The organism is Uliginosibacterium sp. 31-16 (genome assembly GCF_030730865.1).
GTDB lineage: Bacteria > Pseudomonadota > Gammaproteobacteria > Burkholderiales > Rhodocyclaceae > Uliginosibacterium.
Map to the genome: position 1 here is coordinate 1 of NZ_JAVALZ010000004.1, position 24,578 is coordinate 24,578.

The window sequence follows — 24,578 nt, forward strand, 5'->3', positions numbered from 1 at the left end:
CTGGAGCGGGAAAAGAGTCTCGAACTCTCGACCTCAACCTTGGCAAGGTTGCGCTCTACCAACTGAGCTATTCCCGCGTATTTCTTTTTCTGGAGGCGCGAGCCGGAGTCGAACCGACCTACACGGATTTGCAATCCGGTGCATAACCGCTTTGCTATCGCGCCGTTATTCGACACAAATTCGGCTTGCGCCACCCCCGGTCTTACCCGGAGTTTTTACTTCTAATTAAAAGGGAAAGCCAGCTTCAGCTTTCCCAGAAATTACTGGAGCGGGAAAAGAGTCTCGAACTCTCGACCTCAACCTTGGCAAGGTTGCGCTCTACCAACTGAGCTATTCCCGCATCACGAGCCGCGCATTTTAATGCTTTTCCGGAGTCTGTCAAGAATTTCTTGCTACTTTTCGTTCAGCACCGCCAGCGCCTTGCGCATGTAATACACCATCGACCACAGCGTCAGCACCGCAGCCACCCACATCAGCACCACTCCGATCTTGTGAATCGGCAGCCCCAGCAGATCATCGCTGAACAGCAGCAAGGGGATCGCCGTCATCTGTGCAGTGGTCTTGAGCTTGCCGATGAACGACACGGCCACGCTGCGAGACTTGCCGAGCTGTGCCATCCACTCGCGCAAGGCAGAAATAGTCAGCTCGCGACCGATGATGATGAAGGCCAACAGCACGTTGCAGCGGTCCAGCCAGACCAGCAGAACCAGTGCAGCACAAACCATCAGCTTGTCCGCCACCGGATCCAGGAATGCCCCGAATGCAGAAGTCACATTCATGCGTCGCGCCAGCCAGCCATCGAACCAGTCAGTCACCGCCGCCACCACAAACAGCGCACAGGCCGTCACATTCTGGTGATGTGGCGACAGCACCTCGACAGGCAGGAAAAACACCGCCAGCACCAGCGGAATCATCACGATGCGTGCCCAAGTCAGGGCATTGGGAAGATTGAAATCCATTAGGGGTCCAGGTTCGCCTATCGCAAGGCGTTATAGATCTGCTCGGCCATTTTACGATTGATCCCATCGACGCGGCACAAATCTTCCACGGTCGCTTCGCGCACGCCTGCAAGTCCGCCAAACGCCTCAATCAGTTTCTTGCGCCGGGTCGGGCCGATGCCCGGAATATCTTCGAGCTTTGACGTCAGCCGCGTCTTGCTGCGCTTGGCGCGCATGCCGGTAATCGCAAAGCGGTGCGCCTCGTCGCGCACGGTCTGGATCAGATGCAGTGCCGGGTGCTCGCCGCCCAAGGCAAGACCGGGGCGGCCATCCGGCCAGATCAGTTGTTCGAGACCTGCCTTGCGCTCCTCGCCCTTGGCTACGCCCACCATGGCGATGCTTTGCAGGCCGAGTTCCGACAGCACTTCCCAGGCCACGCCGACCTGCCCCTTGCCCCCGTCAATCAGGATCAGATCGGGGCGCACGCCCTCGCCTGCGGCGACCTTCTCATAACGCCGTGTCAGCGCCTGGCGCATCGCCGCATAGTCATCGCCACCGGTAATGCCGCTAATGTTGAAGCGGCGATACTCGCTCTTCTTCATGCCTGCACCTTCCCACACCACGCAAGACGCCTGGGTGGCCTCACCCTGGGTGTGCGAGATGTCGAAGCACTCGATGCGGTTCGGGCGCTCGGCCATTTCCAGCGCAGCTTGCAGCGCATCAAGCTGTGTCTCGGCACGACCGGTTTCGCGCAGGCGGGTTTCGATGGCCAGCTTCGCGTTGTTCTGCGCCATCTCGGCCCAGGCCTTCTCGGCCTGAAAGCGTGCCACAGCGACGATGGGAGGGCGTTCCAGAACGTCTTCGAGCACCGCACGCACCGCGTCGATATCCGCGCCCTCGATCACCAGCTTGGCAGGTGCCGGATGCAGGCGGTAATGCTGCTCGACATACGCCAGCAAGGCATCCGCCACGGTGAGACCTTCACTCGCGCTGGGAAACTGGGCACGGTCGCCCAAGTGACGCCCGCCGCGTACCATCGCCAGATTCACGCAGACCTGCCCGCCCGCAGCCTCGGCAACAAGGATGTCCACATCCTCGTCCTTGCCGGAATCGACGAACTGCTTGTGCAGCACGGTCTGCAAGGCGCGGATCTGGTCACGGAACACCGCTGCCTGCTCGAAGGCGAACGCATCCGACGCCGCCTGCATGCGCGCCGTCAAACTATCAATCACGTCAGAATGGCGGCCTTCCAAAAAGAGCGTGGCGAGCTTCACGTCACGCGCGTAACTCTCGGCATCGATCACATTCACGCAAGGCGCCGAGCAGCGCTTGATCTGATGCAACAGACAGGGCCGCGAGCGATTACTGAAGACGCTGTTCTCGCAGGTTCGCAGCAGGAACAGGCGCTGCAGCAGCTGGATACTCTCGCGCGCCGCCCAGCTCGACGGGAAGGGCCCGAAGTAGCGCACGCCCTTTTCGAAAGCGCCCCGGTAGTAGGCCAGACGCGGCGAAGCGTCGCCGGTGATGGCGATATAGGGATAGCTCTTGTCGTCGCGAAACAGGATGTTGTAGCGCGGCTTGAGCGTCTTGATGAGGTTGTTTTCGAGGATCAGCGCCTCGGCCTCGGAGCGCACCGCCGTGGTATCCACACGCACGATCTGCGCCACCATCAGCGCGATGCGCGGGCTCGGATGATTCTTCTGGAAGTAATTCGAGACGCGACGCTTGAGGTTCTTGGCCTTGCCGACGTAGAGCACTTCTTCATCGACGCCGATCATGCGGTACACGCCGGGCGCTTCGGTCAGCGCACGCAGGAAGGGTTTGTGATCGAAACTCACGCCAGCCCCCTGCCTGAAGAGCCGCATCCAGTCTCATTCTTCAGGAACATATCTCGCAGAGGCAATCTGCAGGCGGCTCTGCAGCACGCATGCCTGCAGATGTCCGTCAGAAGCGGCTTCCCAGACACACGCATCAGGCCAAGGCCTGCACCGAAGCCCAGGCATCCGTGAAGCGTTTGTCGATCGACAGCACTTCCATTGCCGGATACTGCACGGGCTGCAGCGCGGCGATGCGCGCAGCGGATTCGGCTCGCAAAGCGGGCTGCCAGCGCGTCAGCAGGTCTGCGGTGAAGTCGGGACGATTGCACACCAGCACCATGTCGCAGCCTGCGGCATAAGCGGCCTCGGCACGCCCGACGATATCGCCTGCGAGGGTGGCGCCTTCCATGGTCAGATCATCGCTGAACACCACACCATTGAAGCCGATGCGCCCCCGCAGTACATCCTGCAACCAGAAGGGCGAGAAGCCCGCCGGGTGCGGATCGATCTGTTCATACACCACATGCGCCGGCATCACACCAGAGAGCACCTGCTTCAGCTCTGCGCGATAAGGTGCGATGTCCTCCGCCCAGATTGCGTCAAAACTGCGCGTATCGACCGGCATCGCCACATGCGAATCCGCCTCGGCAAAGCCATGCCCGGGAAAATGCTTGCCGACACAGCCCATGCCGGCCTCGCGCAAGCCCATCGCCAGCGCATGCGCCAGCATGGCAGTGATCTGCGGGTCGCGGTGGAAGGCGCGATCACCTACCACGGCACTCTGACCGTAATCCAGATCGAGCACCGGCGTGAAGGAAAGATCAATGCCGTGCGCGAGCAATTCGGACGCCAGCACGTAGCCCACGTCCTGCGCCGAAAGCAAGGCCTCGCGCGGCGAACGGGCATACAGCTCGCCCAGCTTGCGCATTGCCGGCAGGCGCGTGAAGCCCTGGCGGAAGCGCTGCACGCGACCACCTTCGTGATCCACGGCGATGATCAGGGCCGGGCTGCGCAGAGCGTGAATCTCGGCGCACAAGGCAGCGAGCTGATCGGGGTTTTCGAAATTACGAGAAAACAGGATCACGCCACCCACCAGCGGATGGCACAACACTTCGCGCTCAGTGTCACTCAGCCTGAATCCGGCAACATCGGCCATCACAGGGCCGTGGGGGAGCAAAAGACTCATGAGTGTTTTTCCAGAATCGCGAAGGCGATCACATGCTCGCGCTCGTCGCTGATCGACAGATGCGCATTCAGGCCAAGACCCAGCAGATGATCGGCCAGCGCATCACTAAAAATGTACAGAGGTTTGCCAAGCGCGTCGTGGCTCACGCCGATGGCAGACAAGGTCGCCGGTGGGCGCAAACCCGTGCCGAGCGCTTTGGCAAAAGCTTCCTTGGCAGCAAAACGCTTGGCGAGGAAACGCTCCGGTTCGCGCGTCTTCCTGTAAGCATCCAGCTCGTCCGGATGCAACAGGCGCTCGGCAAAACGCTCACCATGACGCGCCAGCGCCTCGCGCATGCGCGCGACCGTGACGATATCCGTGCCGATGCCGTAAATCACGTAGCGAGCTCAGCGTGCCAAGCGCGTGGCGTCGGCTTCGCGCATCAGACGCTTCATCTCGGCCACGGCCTCGCGCAAACCGACGAACACGGCACGACTGACAATGGCGTGACCAATGTGCAGCTCACGCACATCCGGCAGTGCGGCAACCGGTTGCACGTTGAAATAATTGAGCGCATGGCCTGCGTTGAAGCGCATGCCCAGATCAACGATGGCACGACCCGCTACGCGGATCTTGTTCAACTCCTCCAGCACCGCGGGGCTGCGTGCATCACGACCCTTGGTGTGAAAGGCTGCCGCATAAGGGCCAGTGTGGATTTCGCAGACCCGCGCACCGATACGTGCAGCCGCCTCGACCTGGGCCGGCTCCGGATCGATGAATACGCTGGTCATGATGCCGGCGTCAGCCAGGCGGGCAATCACGTCTTTCAGGCGCACCTCCTGCCCGACGATGTCGAGCCCGCCTTCAGTGGTGACTTCCTGTCGCCCCTCGGGCACCAGCATCGCCATCTCCGGCTTGATTTGGCAGGCGATACCGACCATCTCATCGGTGGCCGCCATTTCGAGATTGAGTTTGATGTGTGTGAGCTCGCGCAAGCGCCGTACATCGTGATCCTGAATGTGGCGACGGTCTTCGCGCAGATGCACGGTAATGCCGTCGGCCCCGCCCAGATGAGCTTCAACCGCTGCCCATACCGGATCCGGCTCATAGGTTTTCCGCGCCTGGCGGAGGGTAGCAACGTGGTCGATATTTACGCCGAGTTCAATCATTCTGGTTCCCTCAAAAACTTCGACTTCAAAGATCGAAGTATTTCCTTAGAGTTCCTGCAACTCCATGAGAATGCGGCGCGATTCAAGCGCCTGCCCGCCAAGATGGTACTGGATCAAACGCCGCATGAGACCCTTGGCGTGCGCTAAAGTCTCCTGCGCACTGAAGTCGCCCTCAGCCATCGCCAGCAGGGTACGGCCAGGAATCAAGGATAGATCACTTGTCGCATCATCGGCCTCGACCGGCCCACGTTCGGTCAAGAAAATGTATTCGCCGTCAGCACTTACTGCCTCACCGGTCTCGACATCGCAATCCAGCGTCGGCGCATAGCCAATTTCACGCAAGAGCACGAGCTCAAAACCGCGCAACAGGGGCTCGTAAGCCTGGCCTGCAGCAAGCCGGGCCAGCGTTTCGGCGTAGGCATCAAAAAGCAGTGGGTGTGCGTCCTCACGCGGCAGGAGACGCAGCAGGAGCTCATTGAGGTAGTAGCCACACAGCAGGCCAATGCCGCAAAGCAAGGCCTGCCCGCCCTGCCAGCTGGCGTGCGTCAGGGTCTTGATCTCGGCCTTGCCGGTCCAGGAAACATCCAGGGGCTGAAAAGCCATCAAGACGCCCCGCAGGGTTGAGCCTGTGCGCCGCGCGCCCTTCGCGGCCATGGGCACACGCCCATATTCGCGCGAAAAAATTTCGGCGATCAGGCTGGTTTCACGCCACGGATAGCTGTGCAGCAAAAAACCGGTCTGATTGTCGATGCGCAGGCGCGTACTCATGCTGCCAGACGCGCGATCAGTCGTAACCGAGCGACTTCAATGCGCGCTCGTCATCGGCCCAGCCACTCTTAACCTTGACCCAGGTTTCGAGGTAAACCTTGCCGTCGAAGAGTTTTTCGAGCTCGACACGCGCTTCGGAAGATATGCGCTTGAGACTCTCACCGCCCTTGCCGATGACGATGCCCTTGTGGCTCGCCTTGTCGACAATGATCGCCGCGAAGATCCGGCGCAGATTGCCTTCGACTTCGAATTTCTCGATCTCGACGGTCATTCCATACGGCAACTCCTCGCCGATCATGCGAAAGAGTTTCTCACGCAGAAACTCGGCGGCAAGGAAACGTTCGCTGCGATCAGTAATGTCATCCTCGCCGAACAGCGGCTCGCCTTCTGGCAGATATTTTCCAAGCGCCTTCAGCAACTGATCGACGTTATGGCCCTTCTCGGCGCTGACCGGCACGATCTCGGCAAACGGGAATTCCGCGGACATTTTCTCCATGAACGGGAGAAGTTTCGTCTTGTCCGCTTCCAGATCCACCTTGTTGATGACCAGCACCACTTTGGCTTCGCGCGGCAGCAACTCAAGCACTTTTCGGTCGTCAGGTCCGAAACGACCTGGCTCGATCAGGAACATGACCACATCCACCTCGGCCAGGACCTGATTGACCGTGCGGTTCATCGTCGAATTCAGGGCGTTGCGGTGATGCGTCTGAAAACCCGGTGTGTCAACGAAAATGAACTGCTGTCGGCCCTCGGTCAGCACGCCCGTGATACGGTGACGCGTGGTCTGCGCCTTGCGCGAGACGATGCTGACTTTCTGCCCCACCAGACGGTTCAGCAGCGTCGACTTGCCAACATTGGGACGACCAACAATGGCCACCAGACCGGTGTAAAAAACTTCGTCGCTCATGCTTGTTCCAGTTGGGTCAATGCGGCGGCGGCAGCCACTTGCTCGGCAATGCGGCGACTGGCCCCCACCCCGGCAGTGCAGATATTCAAACGCTCAATCACGCAATGCACTTCAAATTCGCGGGCATGCGCTTCGCCGCGCTCCTCCGTCATCTCGTACTTCGGCAAAGGCAAACGGCGCGCCTGCAAGGCCTCCTGCAATGCCGTCTTGGGGTCCTTGAGTGAGCGGGCAGGATCAAGAGACATCAGCATTTCAGCGTACAAGCCATCAATCACACGCTTGACTGCCTCAAAACCGGCATCCAGATAAATTGCTCCAAACACGGCTTCCAGAGCGTCAGCGAGGATGGAAGGGCGACGATGACCGCCACTCTTCAACTCCCCCTCCCCCAGACTCAGGCAACTCCCCAGATCAAGGCGCTCGGCAATCATCTGCAAGGTATCCTGCCTTACCAGCTGCGCACGCAAACGCGACATCTCCCCTTCACGCAGTCCGTCAAAGCGCACATACAGCGCCAAGGCAACCACCATGTTGAGAATGCTGTCGCCCAGAAATTCCAGACGCTCGTTATGATCAGCAGAAAAACTGCGATGTGTCAGCGCCTGACGCAACAATACCGTACGCTGAAAGCGGTAGCTCAGTTGTCGTTCCAGCACTTCAAATTTCAATGCACTGCTCAATTCGAGGAAACGTCAAAATCAAAATACAACCCGACATTCGCAAACAGGGGAACTTCCCGGCGGTAAGAAACCTGCAGGGTTACCTTGCCGTTATCCTTGTTGACCGAAACGGCCTGCGGATCTACCGATGTGATGTCATTCACATCCCGATGCTTGCTGAATGCGGTGCGAAACGTACTGGGCGGAGCGCCAGGATCTGTCGCAGCCACAACATTCTTGAAGCCTTTCTTGACCTCGAAGTACTCATTGAAAACCGGCACCAGCTTCAAACCCAGCACCAGCACTGACATCAACAGCGCCCCGACGATCAAGGTAGAAATCAGTGAAAACCCGTTCTGTCGCTTCATGTCACTTCTCCCTAATTTCAGTGAAAACTTCCAATCCTGCCGAAGCTGACGCCTGATGGCGGCAGAATCCGGTCAGCGTGGAACCAGACAAAGAAAGCCCGGCCGACAATATTCTCATCTGGCACAAACCCCCATACACGCGAATCAGCACTCTGGTCGCGGTTGTCCCCCATCACAAAATAATGGCCTTCCGGCACTGTGCACGTCACGCCGGAACCGGAATAACTGCAGTTGTCAGAATAAACATGTGGAACCACCATCTGCTCGGGCACAAAAGGCTGAGCATCACGATTATTCAGCATCATGTGCTTGCGCCCGCCGCCCAGATCTTCTTCCAGCTTCTGGAATACGTCAAAGGTCTGCGGAATGAGAAAGTCTCCATCCGGACGAACGGCCATGGCCTCACCGTTGATGGTCAAACGCTTGTTGGCATACTCCAGTTTGTCACCCGGCAATCCAATCACACGCTTGATGTAATCCTGTCGCGTATCGTGTGGATAGCGGAAGACCATCACATCACCACGCTGCGGATTTCCAATTTCAACAACCTTTTTATTAAGCACCGGAAGCCGAATCCCGTAAGCATATTTATTCACGAGAATAAAGTCGCCGACATACAAGGTTGGATACATCGAACCGGAAGGAATGCGAAACGGCTCTATCCAGAATGAGCGCAGCATGAAGATCGGCAAGATAACCGGGAAAAAACTTGCGCCATACTCAACCCACCATGGATCCGGCTCGCCCTTGGCACGCAGTTTTCGCGCCTTGAATACGTCGTAGAACCACAACACGCCCGAGATAACACTCAGGACAAACAGAATGAGAGCAAAATCCACGAATACCTCGAATCAAAAATTTCGGTTACTTGCCTTCGTCAGTACGCAATACGGCAAGGAAAGCTTCCTGCGGAATTTCAACATTGCCCACCATCTTCATGCGTTTTTTGCCTTCTTTCTGCTTTTCCAGCAGTTTTTTCTTGCGTGTTATGTCGCCACCATAACACTTGGCCAAGACGTTCTTGCGCAGTGCCTTGATGGTTTCACGGGCCAGAATATTGGAGCCAATCGCAGCCTGCACAGGCACATCAAACATCTGGCGTGGAATCAGCGCACGCAAACGGTTGGCCAGATCCCTGCCGCGATACTGAGCGTTTGCCCGGTGAACTATTACTGACAAGGCGTCGACTTTTTCGCTGGCGACCAACACATCAAGCTTCACGACATCAGCCGCCCGATACTCTTTGAAATCGTAATCCAGCGACGCATAACCGCGCGACACGGACTTCAACCGATCAAAGAAATCCATCACAACTTCAGCCATGGGCATATCGTAAACCAGCTTCACCTGACGTCCGTGGTAGTGCATGTCTACCTGGTTACCACGTTTCTGGTTGCACAATGTAATAACAGGCCCAAGGTAGTCTTGCGGGACAAAAATTGTCGCAGTAATGATGGGCTCACGGATCTCCTGCAACTTGTTCGACTCAGGCAGTTTTGCCGGATTTTCGATCTTCAACACGGCACCATCATTCATCAGGACTTCGTACACCACGGTCGGCGCCGTCGTAATAAGGTCCATGTCGAATTCGCGCTCCAGGCGCTCCTGCACGATTTCCATGTGCAGCAAACCGAGAAATCCGCAACGAAACCCGAACCCAAGAGCTTGCGAGACCTCCGGTTCGTACTGAAGGGAAGCGTCGTTGAGTTTCAGCTTCTCCAGCGAGTCGCGCAACTGATCATATTCGCTGGATTCAACAGGATACAAACCAGCAAACACCTGTGGTTTTATTTCCTTGAATCCCTCCAGCGGAACGGCAGCGGACTTGCTTACCAAAGTAATCGTATCCCCCACCTTGGCAGAGGTCAGTTCTTTGATCCCGGCGATTACAAACCCTACCTCCCCCGCACAAAGACTGTCGCGTGAAACCGACTTGGGACTGAATACGCCAACCTGTTCACATAGATGCTGCGCACCATTACTCATGAACAGAATCTTGTCCTTGGGTCGCAAGACACCATCCACGACCCGCACCAGCATGACCACTCCAACATAATTATCGAACCAGGAATCGATAATCAAAGCCTTCAAGGGGCCTTCCGGATTGCCGCGAGGAGCAGGAATGCGTGCAATGATGGTTTCGAGAATTTCTTCCACGCCCATGCCAGTCTTTGCTGAACAGGGAATCGCATCCGTAGCATCAATCCCGATTACGTCCTCAATTTCCTGGCGTGCCGTATCAGGATCTGCCGAAGGTAGATCCATTTTGTTGAGAACCGGGACAACCTCCACGCCCAACTCAATCGCCGTATAACAGTTCGCAACGGTCTGAGCCTCCACCCCCTGAGAAGCATCAACAACCAGCAGGGCGCCTTCACACGCCGATAGCGAACGACTGACTTCGTATGAAAAGTCGACATGCCCCGGCGTGTCAATCAGGTTCAGGTTGTAAACCTGTCCATCGCGCGCTTTGTAGGATAGAGCGGCAGTCTGAGCCTTGATGGTAATGCCACGCTCTCGCTCCAGATCCATCGAATCAAGCACCTGCGCCTCCATCTCCCGATCGGAGAGACCGCCGCAGGTTTGAATGATGCGATCAGCAAGGGTGGACTTGCCATGATCGATGTGGGCAATAATCGAGAAATTACGGATATGCTGCATGCGATGGCGTTCTTGGAACCAGGTAAAAAGCGCCAAGGGGCGCACGACGCCCCTTGGCAAGTATATGAAAAATCGCGTGATTATAGCCGATGAAGGCTATTTCCCGGGGACTTTCATAGCCACAAAACTCTGCGCATCGCCGCGCCGCACCAGCAGCGTTACTGCGGAGCCTCGAGGAAGATCATTCACCATCCGATTGAAGTGCGTCGCAGATCGAATATCACTGGGGGCGCCATGCAACACCAAGGCGACGACTACATCACCCTGTCGCAACTCAGCACGCCCCGCAGCACCCAGCACTTCACGAATGGCTACCCCTGAGGTTGTATGCCGCTCATCGCGCGAAAGGTCCTGCACAATCAATCCCAGTGCATTTGCTCCGCGCAACGAGGGTTCAGTCTGACGCACAGGGACCAAGGAAGACTCTTCAGCAAACTCGGCCACAGCAAGTTGCGCGGTCTGGAGTCTGGCGGCACGCCAGTACTGCACCACAGTTTGCATGCCGGGCCTGACTCCTCCAACGATCCGCGGCAAGTCGCTAGAGCTTTTTACTTCCTTGCCATCAAATCGAACAATGATATCGCCAGACTTTATGCCCGCAGCAGCAGCGGGGCCACCTGCATCAATCTGGCTAACCAGTGCGCCAATCGGTTGAGCCAGCCCGAAACTATCAGCCATGTCTCGTGTGACTTCCTGCACCAGCACCCCGATCCGGCCGCGCCTCACTCGTCCGTTCTGACGCAACTGCGCTTGAACATCCATGGCAACATCAATCGGTATGGCAAACGACAGCCCCATAAATCCCCCGGTACGACTGTATATCTGGGAGTTAATGCCAATCACTTCACCACTCAGATTGAACAGCGGACCGCCTGAATTTCCGGGATTGATAGCTACATCGGTCTGGATAAAAGGCACGAGGCTCTCATCCGGCAATGAGCGCCCTTTGGCACTTACTATTCCGGCCGTAACAGAGCTCTCGAATCCAAAAGGAGATCCGATGGCCAAGACCCAATCCCCAACTCGCAAACGGGCAGGATCACCAAGCCGAGCCTGCCTCAGATTGCGTGCATCTACCTTGAGCAAAGCAACGTCAGTACGCCGATCAGCCCCCACCAGACGCCCCGGATACTCCCTCCGATCATTGAAGCGCACCAGTATTTCACTGGCACCTTCAACTACATGGGCATTGGTAAGGATGTACCCCTCTACCCCGATCACAAAACCAGAGCCAGTTGCACGGTCATCCTCTTCTTCGTCCAGCATATCCGGAGGGGCGGGCAGCATACGCTGCAGCCAACCAGGAATGCCATCATCACGCTCAGAACGTAAAAATGGGGCTTTGGGTACTTTCGTCTGGCGCGTGGCGCTGATATTGACCACTACAGGAGCCTGCTTCTCCACCAGCGCCGCAAACTCGGGCACTTCACGGGCCTGTGCTGTCGCGGCCGGCCCCCATGTGCAAAAGAGCAAGCAACATTTCCGCAACCAACACTTCATTGTTCCAAAATGCCTGTAATGCGCGGCTGAGTCTGCTGCACAAAGCCTGCCTTGCGACTTCCGTAGACCAGCAACGATGCCAGCAAAAAACCCAGCCCTCCTCCTGTGACGGCAGCCACATCGCTCTCAAAAAAGAAGAACGAGCCTCCTGCTCCAACGAGAATAGCCAAGAGTGGAAGTCCATACACCAGAAAAGCAGCCTTAAGCGCTGCGCCATCAGGAACGGCCAGACAAACGCTTTGGCCTGGTCGGGCGCCAAAAGCGTTGTCTAACAAAAACTCCTGGCAGCCGGACGCTTCAATCCCGCCGCCACATCCGCCCGCCTCGTGACAGCGTCCACAGGAACCCGAACGCTGAACCTTGACGTATGCAAGCGCTCCTTCGACGCGTGTAACAATACCTTCTGCTTGCACAAAAACCTTCCTGACTAAAGCCTATAAGCACATGTCCAGCACTACTTCGCCCTTCGCTCAACACCTTCGGCAATGCGTCGCAGAGCCCCCAGCGGCACCTCACCAAGCACCGTCACCAAACGATCCCCGACGAGCCTGCGGTAAACCCCGGTAGAGCCCGTACTCACCGGACCACTTTGAGTGGCCCCAGCCAAACTACCTGCTGCTGCCTCGATAAATACCGAAACATTTGCCAGCCCATCAGAAAAAACCGCATGGATCGTGCTTGCATCACCACGCCGAACAGAGCGCTTTACCCAGGAAACACCTCTGAAGCCCGGCGGTAATTTTCGAAAACTCCATTCCAGATCTTCAGGTCGCAACTCCACCCCACGAGCATTGATTACTCGCCACTCCCCTGTTTTCAGTACACTCGGCTTAAGTTTTTCATGATCAATATTGCCTCCGGGGAATACCTCGGAAAAAGCAAACTGCTCAAGCGTTCCGGCATGTTCATTCAGCATCGTGGCCTTCAGCAGGAGCCCCGAAGCCACATCAATCCAAAGCTGGTGACCGTAGCGCATCTCATCCCGCGGCTCTAGCAGTATTTGCTGTGCGTCACGCCCAGCCACTCTTTCCTGCACACCAAGACGGATGCTGTAAAACTCGGACAGCGTAGCGGGTTTCGTAATCAGCCGCCCTGGCTGCCGCCCCAAAACAGCTTTGTCGGTTACGACAATACGGTCTTGAGGCAAAAAACACTGCACGTCCTCATTGTGTCGTATCACTTCGCGCAGGGGACCATCCAGAGTCTCCAGCCTCTCATGCTCCCCCGACGCATCCACCAGATGAACTATGCGGGAAGTTTCTATGCGCCCCTGACTTTGATAGACAAAAGTTCCCGAGTAATTCAGGGACCTAGACGCCTGATTCATGCGCAGCAACCAGGTATGCGCTTCGTCACCAAAAGCAGCCGGGGCCGCCAGAGCAAGGCCCACCAGCAGGATCATGCGCAAGTGTGTCATCGAGCCCCGCCCACCTGCTCGACATTCACCGTACGGATGTACTGCGCAACTCCGGCCATTGGCACTCCCACTGCCGACGCTTGGTGTGCCATCAGATAACTGCGGTCATCCGGCAGAATTTCAGCCGGTGATACAGCAGCTGCCAGCGGCTGATCTTGAATACCGCGCTGTCGTGCAAGCCCCATTGCCTCGTCTTGGAAAGGAGGGGTCCAGAGCCCCAGCCCCATCCATGCGGCGACCGCCATTCCTGCCACAGCTGCCGCCAAGGACATCCAGCGCCCTCTTTTTTGCTCAGCTTTGTGAACTATGGGTGCCAGCACAGTTGGCTCGGTCTCCAGTGCAGTCATTACCCGGTCACACAGATCATTGCCACGCGGAAAATCACCGCGCAGACAATCACCAACAAGCCAATACAATTTGCACGCCTCGCGTGAACCACCATGTCCCGCCAGATTTTTAACAATCTGTTCGGCCTCAGCAGCACTGGCCTCACCGTCCATCCACCCAGACAATTGTTCGTTCGTCATGATCACCACCTCTTGTCCGGCGCGACATCAAGCATCGGCCGCAAACGTTCCGCGATTGCCTCACGCGCCCTGAAAATACGCGACCGGACGGTTCCAATCGGGCATCCCATAACCGAAGCAATCTCGTCGTAACTCAGTCCTTCAATTTCACGCAATACGATGGCTGTCCGTAACTCTTCCGGCAAAGCCTCCACCGCCTCATTTACGGTGTTCCCGATCTGCCGGGTTTGCAACAAACGTTCAGGAGTGTCGTTATCACGTAGCAACTCACCCGACTCATACTGTTCGGCATCTTCAGCCTCGACCTCTGTCGTCGTTGGGGCTCTCCGTCCTTGCGACACCAGATGGTTCTTTGCCGTATTAATCCCGATCCGGTACAACCATGTGTAAAAAGCACTGTCGCCGCGAAAAGACGGAAGGGCGCGATAGGCCTTGATAAAAGCTTCTTGTGCCACATCTTCCACCTCCGCAGGATCACGAATCATCCTTGATAGCAAACGGGAAAGCTTGCGCTGGTACTTGGCGACCAGCAAACCAAAGGCTTGCTTGTCGCCACGTTGCACACGCTCAACCAATTGTTGGTCAATCTCTCTGTCGCTCATCGGCTATGGAAAACTGATTTGTCGGGGCCGGGGGAGACAAAGTATAGCCGAAGCCAATACGACCATTTGCCGATCAGACCACCTTCTGCCGCACAAAGTTCATAGGCGGAACAACATTCAACTCCACCATTTAATTTCACTCGTATCACTCCACACAAACCGTTCTATCGACCAAAAGCTTGGCCCAAAGGCCAGCGAGGGCTAGGATTAACCCCCTAAGACAACATCTCTTGTGCAGGAGTCTCCCCTTTGAAGTGTTTCGACGTGCTGATCATCGGCAGCGGTCTGGCCGGCCAATCTCTGGCGCTACGCCTTGCTGATACGCATCAGGTAGCTATCGTGACCAAGCGCCATATTGAAGACGGTGCCAGCGCTTGGGCACAGGGAGGCATCGCAGCGGTTATTGACCCTGCCGACTCAACTGCTTCCCATTACGAGGACACCCAGATCGCTGGAGCCCAACTATGCGACCCCAAGGCAACACATTTTGTGGTTGAGAATGGGGCCGCCGCAATCCAGTGGTTGCGCGAACAAGGCGTTCCGTTCACGCCAGATTCGGATACAGCCTGGGGAATGCATCTAACTCGTGAAGGTGGCCATAGTCATCGCCGCATCGTGCACGTTGCAGACGCAACCGGTGCCGCTGTACAGGAGACCCTGATCGACCGGGTCAAACGGCACCCGAACATCAGCATTCTTGAAAACCACGTAGCAATTGATCTGATCGTTGGCCACAAGCTCGGCAAACCAGAGTCGGGGTGCATGGGAGCTTATCTGCTGAACCTGGACAACGGCCACGTCGGCGCTTTCGCTGCAGGCCATACGGTACTTGCTACCGGCGGGGCAGGCAAAGTCTATCTCTACACAACCAATCCGGATACATCCACCGGAGATGGTATTGCAATGGCGTGGCGTGCGGGCTGCAGAGTCACGAATATGGAATTCATCCAGTTTCACCCCACGTGCCTGTATCACCCGCAAGCCAAGTCATTTTTGATATCGGAGGCGGTGCGGGGAGAAGGCGGCCTGCTACGGTTGCCTGACGGGACTCGCTTCATGCCCAAACACGACCCTCGAGCAGAACTCGCACCACGCGACGTGGTAGCGCGTGCCATCGATTTCGAGATGAAAAAGCGCGGGATCGACAGTGTATTTCTCGACATCTCACACAAGAGCCCGGAATTCCTGCATGCGCACTTCCCGACCATCACTGCTCGCTGCCTGGAATTAGGTATCGACATCACAAAACAATCAATCCCTGTGGTCCCCGCCGCTCACTACACCTGTGGCGGTGTACAGATTGACTTGCGCGCCAGAACTGATTTGCCTGGCCTGTACGCCATAGGAGAAACCGCCTGTTCGGGCCTGCACGGAGCAAACCGCCTGGCCAGCAACTCCCTGTTGGAGTGCGTTGTATTTGCCGAAGCCGCTGCGCAAGATATTCGTGCCAATCCGCGCCAACCAGCCACCAGCCTCCCCACCTGGGACGAAAGCCGCGTCGGCGATGCGGATGAAGAAGTAGTGATTTCCCATAACTGGGATGAGTTGCGTCGCTTCATGTGGGACTACGTCGGCATCGTGCGCACAAACAAACGGCTGGAACGCGCCCAGCATCGCATTCGACTGCTCAATCGAGAAATTGACGAGTACTACAGCAATTTCCGGGTCAGCAATGATCTCATCGAGTTACGCAACTTGGTCACTGCCGCAGACCTTATTGTGCGCAGTGCCATTCGACGCAAAGAAAGCCGAGGGCTGCATTTCTCGAAAGACTACCCGCAAACGTCTGCCCGGGCAGTGCCAACAGTATTAACAAACCCTCGCTGGCCCGCCACGCTGAAACGCTGGAATCATGCGACCTAGAGCCTGTCGCCATGCATTCAGTGAAATCCGTGGATAAGGGCCACTACCCTTGGATAGCGCTCGCCCGATGCCAGCGCAAAAATCGCCTTAATGCTCGCCAGTCCTCAGAAGAAAACGCCTCGCGAGTCAACGCCACTCGGTCTTGACGGGGTGATTCCATGACCCGCCAATGCAGCACAATGAGCCACGCCAGATCAACGGATCCAGGCAATATTTCAACCTGAACCTCTGTTGCCGGCGTTAGCAGCCAGAGCTCTTGCGATGCAGTCAAACGCACGCTCAACTGACTGAAATACGCCTTTCGCCGCCATTGCCAGAAAATCGAGACGACAACACATGCCAGCACAAAAACCATTACCCAGCTTGGTGTCTTGCTAACGACTACACTACCGACCACTAATAAGTGTGCCGATATCGATGCAAGCATCAAAGCCTTGGACTGACGCAGCTGAAATACAAAGGGCGCCGACATTCTCGTCAGGCGCCCTTATGTTTCCGTGGTATCAACACGGCTAAGGCCGTTGAAAATCAAATTTTCCGGAAAACCAGGGTGCTGTTCGTCCCACCAAAACCAAAGGAGTTCGAAACAGCTACATCAATTGACATCTGGCGCGCAACATTTGGCACGTAATCCAGATCACAAGCAGGATCAGGATTGACCATATTGATGGTTGGCGGAGCAATCTGATCGCGAATTGCCAGCACTGAAAATACAGCTTCAATCCCGGCAGCAGCCCCCAGAAGATGTCCGGTCATCGATTTGGTGGAGCTCATCGCTACTTTGTTTACATGCGCGCCAAAACAACGCTTGGCAGCACAGGTTTCAGCAATATCGCCAAGTGGTGTCGAAGTGCCATGAGCATTTACATAGTTCACTTCGTCGGTCGAGATACGGCTGTTACGTAGCGCATTCGCCATACTGCGCGCAGCACCCTCTCCACCTTCTGCAGGAGCAGTCACGTGGTAGGCATCAGAACTCATGCCGTAACCAGCAAGTTCGGCGTAAATCTTGGCACCACGAGCCTTCGCGTGCTCGTACTCTTCAAGCACCAGAATGCCGGCACCTTCGCCCAGCACGAATCCATCACGTCCTGCATCCCACGGTCGGCTGGCTGCTTTTGGATCATCATTACGCGTAGACAAGGCTTTGGCCGAGCAGAACCCGCCCATTCCCAACAACGAGACTGTTGATTCGGCACCGCCAGCAATCATGATGTCAGCATCGCCATACTCAATCAGACGTTGCGCTTCACCGATCGAGTGATTACCCGTAGCACAGGCACTCACCGTAGCAAAATTCGGCCCCTGAAAACCGTAGTTGATCGACAGAACGCCAGAGATCATGTTGATGATCGATCCGGGCACGAAAAAAGGAGATATCTTGCGCGCCCCGCCAGCAGCAATCGCATGCATGGTGTCTTCAATCAGCGGCAAACCGCCAATCCCGGAACCAATGCATACACCGATACGCTCGGCGTTAGCCGGCTTCTCGGTAATGCCTGCATCCTTGATGGCGTCGATGGCTGCAGCCAGACCGTAATGAATGAAGGTATCGAAACGACGCGCCTCTTTCGGAGAAAGATACGCAGCCACATCGAACCCCTTCACCTCACCCGCAATCTGGGTCGGCAGGGTACTGGCATCAAACCGCGTAACGCGGTCGATGCCAGAGCGACCATTGACAATGTTGTCCCAAGCGGAGGCAACGGTATTACCGACCGGCGAAATGATGCCGAGCCCAGTCACGACTACTCTGCGACGCGTCAAAGGTCACTCCTTGGTGCAAATGAACAAAAACAGATCAAGCCTTCAGGTGGGCGCTGACATAGTCAATCGCCTGCTGAACGTTGGTGATCTTCTCGGCTTCTTCGTCAGGGATTTCGCATTCGAATTCTTCTTCCAGCGCCATCACCAGTTCGACAGTATCAAGAGAGTCAGCACCCAGATCATCAACGAACGAGGAATCGTTCTTGATGTCGGCTTCGTTGGCGCCCAGTTGTTCAGCAACAATCTTGCGTACGCGCTGCTCGATGTTTTCCATGATTCGCTCCTTCTGTTCAATCGGTATAAAGTAAAAAAACTTGTCCATGTTAGCAGAAAAAAGCCATAACTTCAGCCATCTCCGCCGTTCGCCCTCGTATGGCGAACTTATGCCATATACATTCCGCCGTTGACGTGGATGGTTGCCCCCGTCACATAGCTCGCGGCCGGCGAAGCCAGGAAGCTCACTACAGCAGAAATTTCTTCCGGTCGGCCAAGACGGCCTACCGCAATCTGCGACTGCAACATATCGCGCTGCGCATCGGGCAGTTCGCGCGTCATGTCGGTATCAATAAAGCCCGGTGCCACGCAGTTCACTGTGATGCCGCGGCTCCCCAGCTCACGCGCCAAGGCACGCGTCATGCCGCTTACGCCAGCTTTGGCTGCAGCATAGTTGGCCTGCCCGGCATTGCCGGAGCTCCCTACTACCGAAGTAATATTGATGATACGGCCGTGACGTGCCTTCATCATGCCACGCATGACCAACCGGGACATACGAAATACTGCCTTGAGGTTGGTATCCATCACGGCATCCCACTCCTCGTCTTTCATGCGCATAGCCAGGTTGTCGCGGGTAATTCCGGCGTTATTGACCAGAACGGATACCACACCAAAATCCTTTTCGATCCGGACTATTGCAGCTTCGCTCGCAGCAGCGTCCGTCACATCCAGTGCCAGACCACAACCTTTGACTCCAGCCTCCTGCAGAGCAGAGCCAATTGCAGCAGCTCCATCAGCAGAGGTAGCCGTGCCAATGACTACAGCGCCCAGTCGGCCCAACTCCATTGCAATAGCACGCCCAATGCCACGGCTTGCGCCCGTAACCAGCGCGACCTGACCATCCAGTGTTTTCACCAAATCCATCTCCTCAAACCTGTCGGTATTGCGCAACGACGCGTTTCAGCGCCTCGGCATCAATTACAGCCTCGACAGCCAATTCAGCATTGATACGCTTGACCAGCCCTGCCAACACCTTGCCCGGCCCGAATTCCAGAACACCAGCCAAACCTTGGGCGGTCATTGCTTCAACGGTTTCGATCCAGCGCACGGGGCTGTAGGCCTGACGCACCAGCGCATCACGAATAGCCACTGGATCACTTTCAATCTTCACATCCACATTGTTAAGTACCGGAATTCTGGGAGCAGAAAAACGGGTTGTCGCCAGTCGTTCTGCCAAGCGCTCAGCCGCCGGCTTCATCAAAACGCTATGAAAAGGAGCACTGACCGGCAAGGATACTGCGCGCTTGGCTCCGCGAGTCTTGCACGCTTCCATTGCACGCTCAACCGCAGCCGCGTGACCTGCGATCACGATCTGGACCGGTGAGTTCAGGTTCGCAGCAGCTACCGATTGCCCCTGCGCCGCTTCGACGCAAGCCTCTTCCACCAATTCCGGAGATAAGTTCAGGATCGCTGCCATACCTCCTTCGCCGGCGGGAACGGCTTCCTGCATTGCTTCCGCGCGGAAACGCACAAGTTTCACAGCCTCCGCAAACTCCAGCACGTCTGCGGCCACAAGTGCCGCATATTCCCCCAGGCTGTGCCCGGCTAGCAGTACAGGTCTGGCACCACCTTGCTCCAGCCAGGCGCGCCACGTTGCGACACCAGCTGTCAGCATGACCGGCTGGGTGTTGATTGTCTGCGACAGCGCATCAACCGGCCCCTCTGCGGCCAGTTGCCACAAATCCTGCCCCAGCGCATCGGACGCCTCGGCAAAGGTATTCCGCACCACAGCCGAGTCCGCAAACGAGGACATCATGCCAACAGACTGGGAACCTTGTCCGGGGAAAACAACGGCAAATTGACCAGCAGAACTCATGAACAAACTCCGGGAGGATCAATCAGTAACGCAGAAGGGCTGCGCCCCAGGTAAAACCACCGCCAACACCCTCAAGCAGCACGGTCTGACCAGCCTTGATACGGCCGTCGCGCACGGCTACATCCAGTGCCAGGGGCACCGACGCAGCTGAAGTATTGCCGTGCCGGTCCACCGTCACGATGACCTGATCAGAGGGAACTCCAAGCTTTTTGGCAACCGCCTGCATGATGCGAATGTTCGCCTGGTGCGGAATCAGCCAGTCCAGCTGAGCCAAAGGCAAAGCCGCCTGCTCAAGCACCTCGTGAGCAACCTCACTCAACACACGAACTGCATATTTGAACACAGCCTGTCCATCCATCCGGATGAATGGACAGCCAAGCACCCCTCCGCTCGACAGTTTGGCACTGACAGAGAGAATTTCATTCTGCGTACCATCAGCATGCATGGCCGCCGCGAGGATACCCGGGGTTTCGTCGGCGACCAAAACCACAGCACCTGCGCCATCGCCAAACAGAACACAGGTCGTACGGTCAGACCAGTCAAGAATGCGGGACAGCGTCTCGGCCCCGATCACCAGTACGCGACGATGGCTGCCAGAACGAATGAACTTGTCTGCAACGGTCAGCGCATACACGAATCCGCTACATACCGCCTGCAGGTCGAACGCTGCAGCGCCGGCAGGGATACCCAGAGCGTTCTGCACCAGACAGGCCGTACTCGGAAACACCATGTCCGGCGTTGTGGTTGCCACAATCACCAGATCAATATCTGCAGCCTTGAGCCCTGCGGCATCGAGTGCACGACGTGCGGCTTCCGCCGCCATCTGACTTGTACTCGTACCATCAGACACCAGATGACGGCAGCGAATTCCGGTTCGCTCGGACACCCACTCGTCTGAAGTATCAACACCTCGCGCAACAAGATCCTGATTGGAAACAGGCTCTCCCGGCACAAAGCTACCGGTTCCGGCAATGCGTGAGAACATCATTCTGCGCCCCCTTCTCCAGCGGTTCCGGCATCGGAAACAAGCGATTGCATATGCAATCCGATTCGTTCAATCAGATTGTTCCGTGCCGCCTCGGCAGCCCGGCGCAATGCCCACACATAACCGAATTCATCCGCAGAGCCATGGCTCTTCACCACCACGCCACGCAACCCCAGCAAGGTAGCTCCGTTATATCGACGGGGATCAAAGCGCCTCTTGAAACGGCGCAACACCGGCATGGCAATCACTGCAATCAATTTGGACAGCAGGCTGCGCTTGAACTCTTCCGTCAGAAAGGTTGTCACCATGTGAGCCAGGCCTTCTGCCGACTTGAGCGCCACATTCCCGACAAAACCATCGCACACGACCATATCGGTCGTGCCTTTGAAAATATCATTCCCTTCGACGTTGCCGTAGAAGTTCAGGTCAGACTGGCGCAACAGTTCCGCCGCACGCTTGACCACTTCATTTCCCTTGATGTCTTCTTCGCCAATATTCAACAAGCCAACCGTAGGCGAGTCGTTATGCTCGACCGACTCCAGCAGTGCTGAGCCCATGATGGCAAACTGCAGCAGATGCTCTGCCGTGCAATCCACGTTGGCACCCAGATCCAGCATGTAGGTCTGCCCCTTCATCGACGGGATGATGGTAGCAATGGCAGGACGATCAATTCCTGGCAGCGTCTTGAGCACGAAGCGCGAAATCGCCATCAATGCGCCAGTATTGCCAGCAGATACGGCAGCACAGGCCTCGCCACTCTTGACGAGGTCGATGGCCACGCGCATCGACGAATCTTTTTTGCCACGCATGGCAGAAGCAGGCGCCTCATCCATTCCGACCACTTCAGATGCGGTACGTACAATCAGGCGTTCGGCAAATTCGGCAGCCGCTTTGCGGAAAGTTTCATCGAAGATTTCCGGCAAGCCAACCAGAATGGCGCGAGCCTGCGCATCTTCACGCAAAAACTGGAATGCAGCAGGAATGGTCACGGAAGGACCATGGTCGCCACCCATGCAATCAATCGCGAGTGTGATAGGCATCAGCAAGTTACAAAATCAGTAGGCGAGCAAAGACATCCGCAGCCCCGGGAAACGGGATGCAGACAGATGCTTGGCTGCTGAAATACACCGCGACAGAACAGGCGGCGTCACGCGAGAAGCGCACAAAAGTGCTCAAGCTGGCGCAAGGCAGGAGAACCAACACTTGCGCCTGCTCACTCAAGGAGCGAATTACTCGCCCTTGGCCTTGGTAACCTTCTTGCCACGGTAGTAGCCGGAAGGCGACACATGGTGGCGCAGATGTGCTTCGCCGGTAGTCGGCTCGACGGCAAGCGCCGGGCCTGTCAGGAAATCATGTGAACGATGCATGCCGCGCTTGGAAGGCGACTTCTTGTTCTGTTGAACAGCCATTTCTTACTCCTTAAAACTCACGTTTCAATCGTTTCGATTCACGTCAGCTCTTGGTCTTGAGACTCTTGAGCAACGCAAACGGCGAACGGTCGTCGCCATTTTCCTTTGCCGCCGGCACACTGCAATCACCATGCGTTGGCGCCAGCGGCAGGGCCAACAACAATTCTTCTTCTACAGCATCCAGAACGTCAAAGTCCCGGCCGGCCTCGACCGGATCGAAATCATCACTTTCCAGCCCCTCATCCGGCATGGACTCGCCCCGGGGGACCAGCAGCAAACGGGACTCAGCATCCACCGCACACGACACTTCACCCAAGCATCGCTGACATTGCATGATCAACGCTGCCGAGGCAAACACCTCGATGAAAGACTTGTCATCCAACCGGAACCCGGAGAGCTCGTAGCTAACAGATTGCTCACCCCCCGTATCCCGCAACGCGGCCGCCAGCCTTGGCAGGTCGCGCGCATCCAGCTCGCCGGAGAGCGTATCACCACGCCGCGCGAACTCGAAAGGATCTGGAATGACTCGTGACTGGTGCGACATGAACCGGCAATGTTATTATTTTCGGCTCTCCCTGTCAAAGACTAATCCCTCACCATGCAGGGGTTGGACTGCCTTCCGCCCTCATGCCCAGCCCCCGCCTCATTCTCGCCTCGACTTCGATCTACCGCAAACAGCTGCTGGACCGCTTCGGCCTGCCATTTGAAACAGCCCGACCCGAAGTCGACGAAACTCCACTTGCAGGCGAAACGCCCGTCAATACGGCAGAACGCCTGGCCGTAGCAAAAGCCAAGGCCGTTGCCGCCCAGTTCCCGGACGCACTGATCATCGGCTCTGACCAGGTTGCTCACCGCGGCGACGAGCGCTTTGACAAGCCCGGAACAGTTGAACGGGCAGTAGCCCAATTGCGCACAATGAGTGGCAACACCATCGTCTTTCACACGGCGGTCTGTCTTTACAACAGTCGTAACGGCCAAACCCGGCTGGAGGGGATCCCCACCGAAGCACGTTTTCGCGAGCTGACCGAGGCTGAAATCGTGCGCTATGTCGAGCGCGAGCGCCCGCTCGACTGCGCCGGCAGCGCCAAGTCCGAAGGACTCGGCATCAGTCTGCTCGACTACATGCGCGGCGACGACCCCACCGCCCTGATCGGCCTGCCGCTGATTGCCCTGGCCCGCATGCTGCGCGCCGAAGGGGTGATGGTTCCATGAGCACCACGCCCGGCCTTCTCCATCTGCTGCCCGTTGCGCTCGGGCCCTCTGAAACGGCGAACACCCACCCGCCGCATGTGCTGACACAGTTCGATGCGCTCGATTATTTCATTGCCGAACGCGCCAAGACGGCACGCGCCGATCTCAAGCGCTTCGGCTACAGCCGCCCGATCCAGAGTGCCGAAATCCACGAATTGCCGGAGAAACCGGATTCCCGCAGTCTCGACGCCCTGCTCGCGCCAATTCTCGCCGGGCGCGATGGCGGACTGCTGTCCGAGGCGGGCTGTCCGGCCGTTGCCGACCCTGGCGCGCTGGTCGTACGGCGCGCGCACGAAAAAGGAATCCGTGTCGTTCCGCACGTTGGCCCCTCCTCGCTCCTGCTGGCCTTGATGGCGTCAGGCCTGAACGGCCAGAGTTTTGCATTCCACGGCTATCTGCCGCAGAAGCCGGATGAGCGCGCGCAAGCCATCAAGCAGCTCGAGCGCGAATCAGCCAAACTCGCGCGCACCCAGCTCTTCATCGAAACGCCTTACCGCAACACGGCGATGCTTGCCAGCCTGCTCGAAGCCTGCGCCCCGGGCACGCTGATCTGCGTGGCACGCAGCCTGAGCACCCCCACCGAACTGGTTGCAACGCGCAGCGTGGCGGCCTGGAAAAAAAGCGGGCTGCCCGATCTGGATCGGCAGCCCACGGTTTTCCTGCTGCTGGCAGCCTGAGAGAGACCTCCCGCAAAGCCGCTCCTGACAACGATCTTC

28 protein-coding genes and 3 tRNA genes are annotated in these 24,578 nt (G+C 57.1%); 3 read left to right on the top strand and 28 right to left on the bottom strand.

All coding sequences use genetic code 11. The annotated features are described in order from the left end of the window. Position 1: 1 nt before the first annotated feature. The 19 genes from Q9Q94_RS14965 to rpoE form a co-directional block, all read right to left on the bottom strand. Positions 2-77, bottom strand: a tRNA-Gly gene (locus Q9Q94_RS14965). A 13-nt stretch (positions 78-90) separates the two neighbouring features. Continuing rightward, positions 91-164 (bottom strand) — tRNA-Cys (locus Q9Q94_RS14970). Positions 165-264: 100 nt separating this feature from the next. After that, a tRNA-Gly gene (locus Q9Q94_RS14975) sits at positions 265-340 on the bottom strand. Between the two features lie 52 nt (positions 341-392). After that, entirely contained in the window at positions 393-959 is a 567-nt protein-coding gene (gene pgsA, locus Q9Q94_RS14980) for a CDP-diacylglycerol--glycerol-3-phosphate 3-phosphatidyltransferase (protein WP_305980934.1), read from the bottom strand. A gap of 17 nt (positions 960-976) precedes the next feature. After that, positions 977-2,716, bottom strand: a complete 1,740-nt coding sequence (uvrC, locus tag Q9Q94_RS14985) for an excinuclease ABC subunit UvrC (RefSeq protein ID WP_371929869.1) — start codon at positions 2,714-2,716, stop codon at positions 977-979. A gap of 193 nt (positions 2,717-2,909) precedes the next feature. Continuing rightward, positions 2,910-3,941, bottom strand: coding sequence for a beta-N-acetylhexosaminidase (gene nagZ / locus Q9Q94_RS14990; protein WP_305980936.1), 1,032 nt, complete (start codon positions 3,939-3,941; stop codon positions 2,910-2,912). Then, positions 3,938-4,318, bottom strand: a complete 381-nt coding sequence (gene acpS, locus Q9Q94_RS14995) for a holo-ACP synthase (protein WP_305980937.1) — start codon at positions 4,316-4,318, stop codon at positions 3,938-3,940. Before acpS ends, nagZ begins: the two co-directional genes overlap by 4 nt. A gap of 9 nt (positions 4,319-4,327) precedes the next feature. Next, complete coding sequence (locus Q9Q94_RS15000) at positions 4,328-5,089, bottom strand: pyridoxine 5'-phosphate synthase (protein WP_305980938.1); 762 nt, start codon at positions 5,087-5,089, stop codon at positions 4,328-4,330. 45 nt (positions 5,090-5,134) lie between these two features. Further along, positions 5,135-5,857 (bottom strand): DNA repair protein RecO, encoded by a 723-nt coding sequence (gene recO, locus Q9Q94_RS15005; protein ID WP_305980939.1) that lies wholly within the window; start codon positions 5,855-5,857, stop codon positions 5,135-5,137. A gap of 16 nt (positions 5,858-5,873) precedes the next feature. Further along, positions 5,874-6,764 (bottom strand): GTPase Era, encoded by an 891-nt coding sequence (gene era, locus Q9Q94_RS15010; protein ID WP_305980940.1) that lies wholly within the window; start codon positions 6,762-6,764, stop codon positions 5,874-5,876. After that, on the bottom strand, positions 6,761-7,432 hold the full coding sequence (gene rnc, locus Q9Q94_RS15015; RefSeq protein WP_305980941.1) for a ribonuclease III: 672 nt from the start codon (positions 7,430-7,432) through the stop codon (positions 6,761-6,763). Before rnc ends, era begins: the two co-directional genes overlap by 4 nt. An 8-nt stretch (positions 7,433-7,440) precedes the next feature. Then, on the bottom strand, positions 7,441-7,791 hold the full coding sequence (locus Q9Q94_RS15020) for a DUF4845 domain-containing protein (protein WP_305980942.1): 351 nt from the start codon (positions 7,789-7,791) through the stop codon (positions 7,441-7,443). Between the two features lie 17 nt (positions 7,792-7,808). Continuing rightward, complete coding sequence (gene lepB / locus Q9Q94_RS15025; protein ID WP_305980943.1) at positions 7,809-8,630, bottom strand: signal peptidase I; 822 nt, start codon at positions 8,628-8,630, stop codon at positions 7,809-7,811. A gap of 25 nt (positions 8,631-8,655) precedes the next feature. Beyond that, positions 8,656-10,452 carry a translation elongation factor 4 gene (lepA, locus tag Q9Q94_RS15030; protein WP_305980944.1) on the bottom strand — a complete coding sequence of 599 codons (1,797 nt, stop codon included), beginning with the start codon at positions 10,450-10,452 and terminating at the stop codon, positions 8,656-8,658. Between the two features lie 96 nt (positions 10,453-10,548). After that, positions 10,549-11,877, bottom strand: a complete 1,329-nt coding sequence (locus Q9Q94_RS15035; protein WP_305980945.1) for a Do family serine endopeptidase — start codon at positions 11,875-11,877, stop codon at positions 10,549-10,551. Between the two features lie 71 nt (positions 11,878-11,948). After that, positions 11,949-12,365, bottom strand: coding sequence for a SoxR reducing system RseC family protein (locus tag Q9Q94_RS15040; RefSeq protein ID WP_305980946.1), 417 nt, complete (start codon positions 12,363-12,365; stop codon positions 11,949-11,951). A gap of 41 nt (positions 12,366-12,406) precedes the next feature. Then, positions 12,407-13,354, bottom strand: coding sequence for a MucB/RseB C-terminal domain-containing protein (locus Q9Q94_RS15045; protein WP_305980947.1), 948 nt, complete (start codon positions 13,352-13,354; stop codon positions 12,407-12,409). 11 nt (positions 13,355-13,365) lie between these two features. Then, on the bottom strand, positions 13,366-13,896 hold the full coding sequence (locus Q9Q94_RS15050; protein WP_305980948.1) for a sigma-E factor negative regulatory protein: 531 nt from the start codon (positions 13,894-13,896) through the stop codon (positions 13,366-13,368). Between the two features lie 2 nt (positions 13,897-13,898). Next, positions 13,899-14,498, bottom strand: coding sequence for an RNA polymerase sigma factor RpoE (gene rpoE / locus Q9Q94_RS15055; RefSeq protein WP_305980949.1), 600 nt, complete (start codon positions 14,496-14,498; stop codon positions 13,899-13,901). Between the two features lie 249 nt (positions 14,499-14,747). Between rpoE and nadB the strand changes: the two genes are divergently transcribed. Continuing rightward, positions 14,748-16,361, top strand: a complete 1,614-nt coding sequence (gene nadB / locus Q9Q94_RS15060) for an L-aspartate oxidase (protein WP_305980950.1) — start codon at positions 14,748-14,750, stop codon at positions 16,359-16,361. A gap of 43 nt (positions 16,362-16,404) precedes the next feature. Here nadB and Q9Q94_RS18045 read toward each other — a convergent pair whose 3' ends face one another. The 9 genes from Q9Q94_RS18045 to Q9Q94_RS15100 form a co-directional block, all read right to left on the bottom strand. Continuing rightward, positions 16,405-16,833 carry a protein YgfX gene (locus Q9Q94_RS18045; protein ID WP_371929860.1) on the bottom strand — a complete coding sequence of 143 codons (429 nt, stop codon included), beginning with the start codon at positions 16,831-16,833 and terminating at the stop codon, positions 16,405-16,407. A gap of 56 nt (positions 16,834-16,889) precedes the next feature. Then, the gene (gene fabF / locus Q9Q94_RS15065) at positions 16,890-18,128 is read right to left on the bottom strand and encodes a beta-ketoacyl-ACP synthase II (protein WP_305980951.1); all 1,239 of its coding nucleotides are present in this window, start codon (positions 18,126-18,128) and stop codon (positions 16,890-16,892) included. A gap of 34 nt (positions 18,129-18,162) precedes the next feature. Further along, the gene (gene acpP, locus Q9Q94_RS15070) at positions 18,163-18,402 is read right to left on the bottom strand and encodes an acyl carrier protein (RefSeq protein WP_101944085.1); all 240 of its coding nucleotides are present in this window, start codon (positions 18,400-18,402) and stop codon (positions 18,163-18,165) included. Positions 18,403-18,509: 107 nt separating this feature from the next. Further along, entirely contained in the window at positions 18,510-19,265 is a 756-nt protein-coding gene (gene fabG, locus Q9Q94_RS15075; RefSeq protein WP_371929870.1) for a 3-oxoacyl-ACP reductase FabG, read from the bottom strand. Positions 19,266-19,269: 4 nt separating this feature from the next. Continuing rightward, positions 19,270-20,217 carry an ACP S-malonyltransferase gene (gene fabD / locus Q9Q94_RS15080; RefSeq protein WP_305981145.1) on the bottom strand — a complete coding sequence of 316 codons (948 nt, stop codon included), beginning with the start codon at positions 20,215-20,217 and terminating at the stop codon, positions 19,270-19,272. A 22-nt stretch (positions 20,218-20,239) separates the two neighbouring features. Continuing rightward, complete coding sequence (locus tag Q9Q94_RS15085) at positions 20,240-21,205, bottom strand: beta-ketoacyl-ACP synthase III (protein WP_305980952.1); 966 nt, start codon at positions 21,203-21,205, stop codon at positions 20,240-20,242. Then, positions 21,202-22,242 (bottom strand): phosphate acyltransferase PlsX, encoded by a 1,041-nt coding sequence (gene plsX, locus Q9Q94_RS15090; RefSeq protein WP_305980953.1) that lies wholly within the window; start codon positions 22,240-22,242, stop codon positions 21,202-21,204. Before plsX ends, Q9Q94_RS15085 begins: the two co-directional genes overlap by 4 nt. 189 nt (positions 22,243-22,431) lie before the next feature. After that, positions 22,432-22,611 carry a 50S ribosomal protein L32 gene (gene rpmF, locus Q9Q94_RS15095; RefSeq protein WP_305980954.1) on the bottom strand — a complete coding sequence of 60 codons (180 nt, stop codon included), beginning with the start codon at positions 22,609-22,611 and terminating at the stop codon, positions 22,432-22,434. A 43-nt stretch (positions 22,612-22,654) separates the two neighbouring features. Next, positions 22,655-23,155 carry a DUF177 domain-containing protein gene (locus Q9Q94_RS15100; protein WP_305980955.1) on the bottom strand — a complete coding sequence of 167 codons (501 nt, stop codon included), beginning with the start codon at positions 23,153-23,155 and terminating at the stop codon, positions 22,655-22,657. An 83-nt stretch (positions 23,156-23,238) separates the two neighbouring features. Between Q9Q94_RS15100 and Q9Q94_RS15105 the strand changes: the two genes are divergently transcribed. Together Q9Q94_RS15105 and Q9Q94_RS15110 are read left to right on the top strand one after the other, a co-directional pair. Continuing rightward, positions 23,239-23,823 (top strand): Maf family nucleotide pyrophosphatase, encoded by a 585-nt coding sequence (locus Q9Q94_RS15105; protein ID WP_305980956.1) that lies wholly within the window; start codon positions 23,239-23,241, stop codon positions 23,821-23,823. Beyond that, a complete protein-coding gene (locus Q9Q94_RS15110) occupies positions 23,820-24,539 on the top strand; it encodes an SAM-dependent methyltransferase (protein ID WP_305980957.1) in 720 nt (239 codons plus the stop codon). Before Q9Q94_RS15105 ends, Q9Q94_RS15110 begins: the two co-directional genes overlap by 4 nt. Positions 24,540-24,578 lie beyond the last annotated feature (39 nt).

Coding starts and splice junctions, on each gene's coding strand:
- pgsA (WP_305980934.1), bottom strand. CDS start 959: ATGGATTTCAATCTTCCCAATGCCCTGACTTGGGCACGCATCGTGATG.
- uvrC (WP_371929869.1), bottom strand. CDS start 2,716: ATGATCGGCGTCGATGAAGAAGTGCTCTACGTCGGCAAGGCCAAGAAC.
- nagZ (WP_305980936.1), bottom strand. CDS start 3,941: ATGAGTCTTTTGCTCCCCCACGGCCCTGTGATGGCCGATGTTGCCGGA.
- Q9Q94_RS15000 (WP_305980938.1), bottom strand. CDS start 5,089: ATGATTGAACTCGGCGTAAATATCGACCACGTTGCTACCCTCCGCCAG.
- recO (WP_305980939.1), bottom strand. CDS start 5,857: ATGAGTACGCGCCTGCGCATCGACAATCAGACCGGTTTTTTGCTGCAC.
- era (WP_305980940.1), bottom strand. CDS start 6,764: ATGAGCGACGAAGTTTTTTACACCGGTCTGGTGGCCATTGTTGGTCGT.
- Q9Q94_RS15020 (WP_305980942.1), bottom strand. CDS start 7,791: ATGAAGCGACAGAACGGGTTTTCACTGATTTCTACCTTGATCGTCGGG.
- lepA (WP_305980944.1), bottom strand. CDS start 10,452: ATGCAGCATATCCGTAATTTCTCGATTATTGCCCACATCGATCATGGC.
- Q9Q94_RS15045 (WP_305980947.1), bottom strand. CDS start 13,354: ATGATCCTGCTGGTGGGCCTTGCTCTGGCGGCCCCGGCTGCTTTTGGT.
- Q9Q94_RS15050 (WP_305980948.1), bottom strand. CDS start 13,896: ATGACGAACGAACAATTGTCTGGGTGGATGGACGGTGAGGCCAGTGCT.
- rpoE (WP_305980949.1), bottom strand. CDS start 14,498: ATGAGCGACAGAGAGATTGACCAACAATTGGTTGAGCGTGTGCAACGT.
- Q9Q94_RS18045 (WP_371929860.1), bottom strand. CDS start 16,833: ATGTCGGCGCCCTTTGTATTTCAGCTGCGTCAGTCCAAGGCTTTGATG.
- acpP (WP_101944085.1), bottom strand. CDS start 18,402: ATGGAAAACATCGAGCAGCGCGTACGCAAGATTGTTGCTGAACAACTG.
- fabG (WP_371929870.1), bottom strand. CDS start 19,265: ATGGATTTGGTGAAAACACTGGATGGTCAGGTCGCGCTGGTTACGGGC.
- fabD (WP_305981145.1), bottom strand. CDS start 20,217: ATGAGTTCTGCTGGTCAATTTGCCGTTGTTTTCCCCGGACAAGGTTCC.
- Q9Q94_RS15085 (WP_305980952.1), bottom strand. CDS start 21,205: ATGATGTTCTCACGCATTGCCGGAACCGGTAGCTTTGTGCCGGGAGAG.
- plsX (WP_305980953.1), bottom strand. CDS start 22,242: ATGCCTATCACACTCGCGATTGATTGCATGGGTGGCGACCATGGTCCT.
- rpmF (WP_305980954.1), bottom strand. CDS start 22,611: ATGGCTGTTCAACAGAACAAGAAGTCGCCTTCCAAGCGCGGCATGCAT.
- Q9Q94_RS15100 (WP_305980955.1), bottom strand. CDS start 23,155: ATGTCGCACCAGTCACGAGTCATTCCAGATCCTTTCGAGTTCGCGCGG.
- Q9Q94_RS15105 (WP_305980956.1), top strand. CDS start 23,239: ATGCCCAGCCCCCGCCTCATTCTCGCCTCGACTTCGATCTACCGCAAA.
- Q9Q94_RS15110 (WP_305980957.1), top strand. CDS start 23,820: ATGAGCACCACGCCCGGCCTTCTCCATCTGCTGCCCGTTGCGCTCGGG.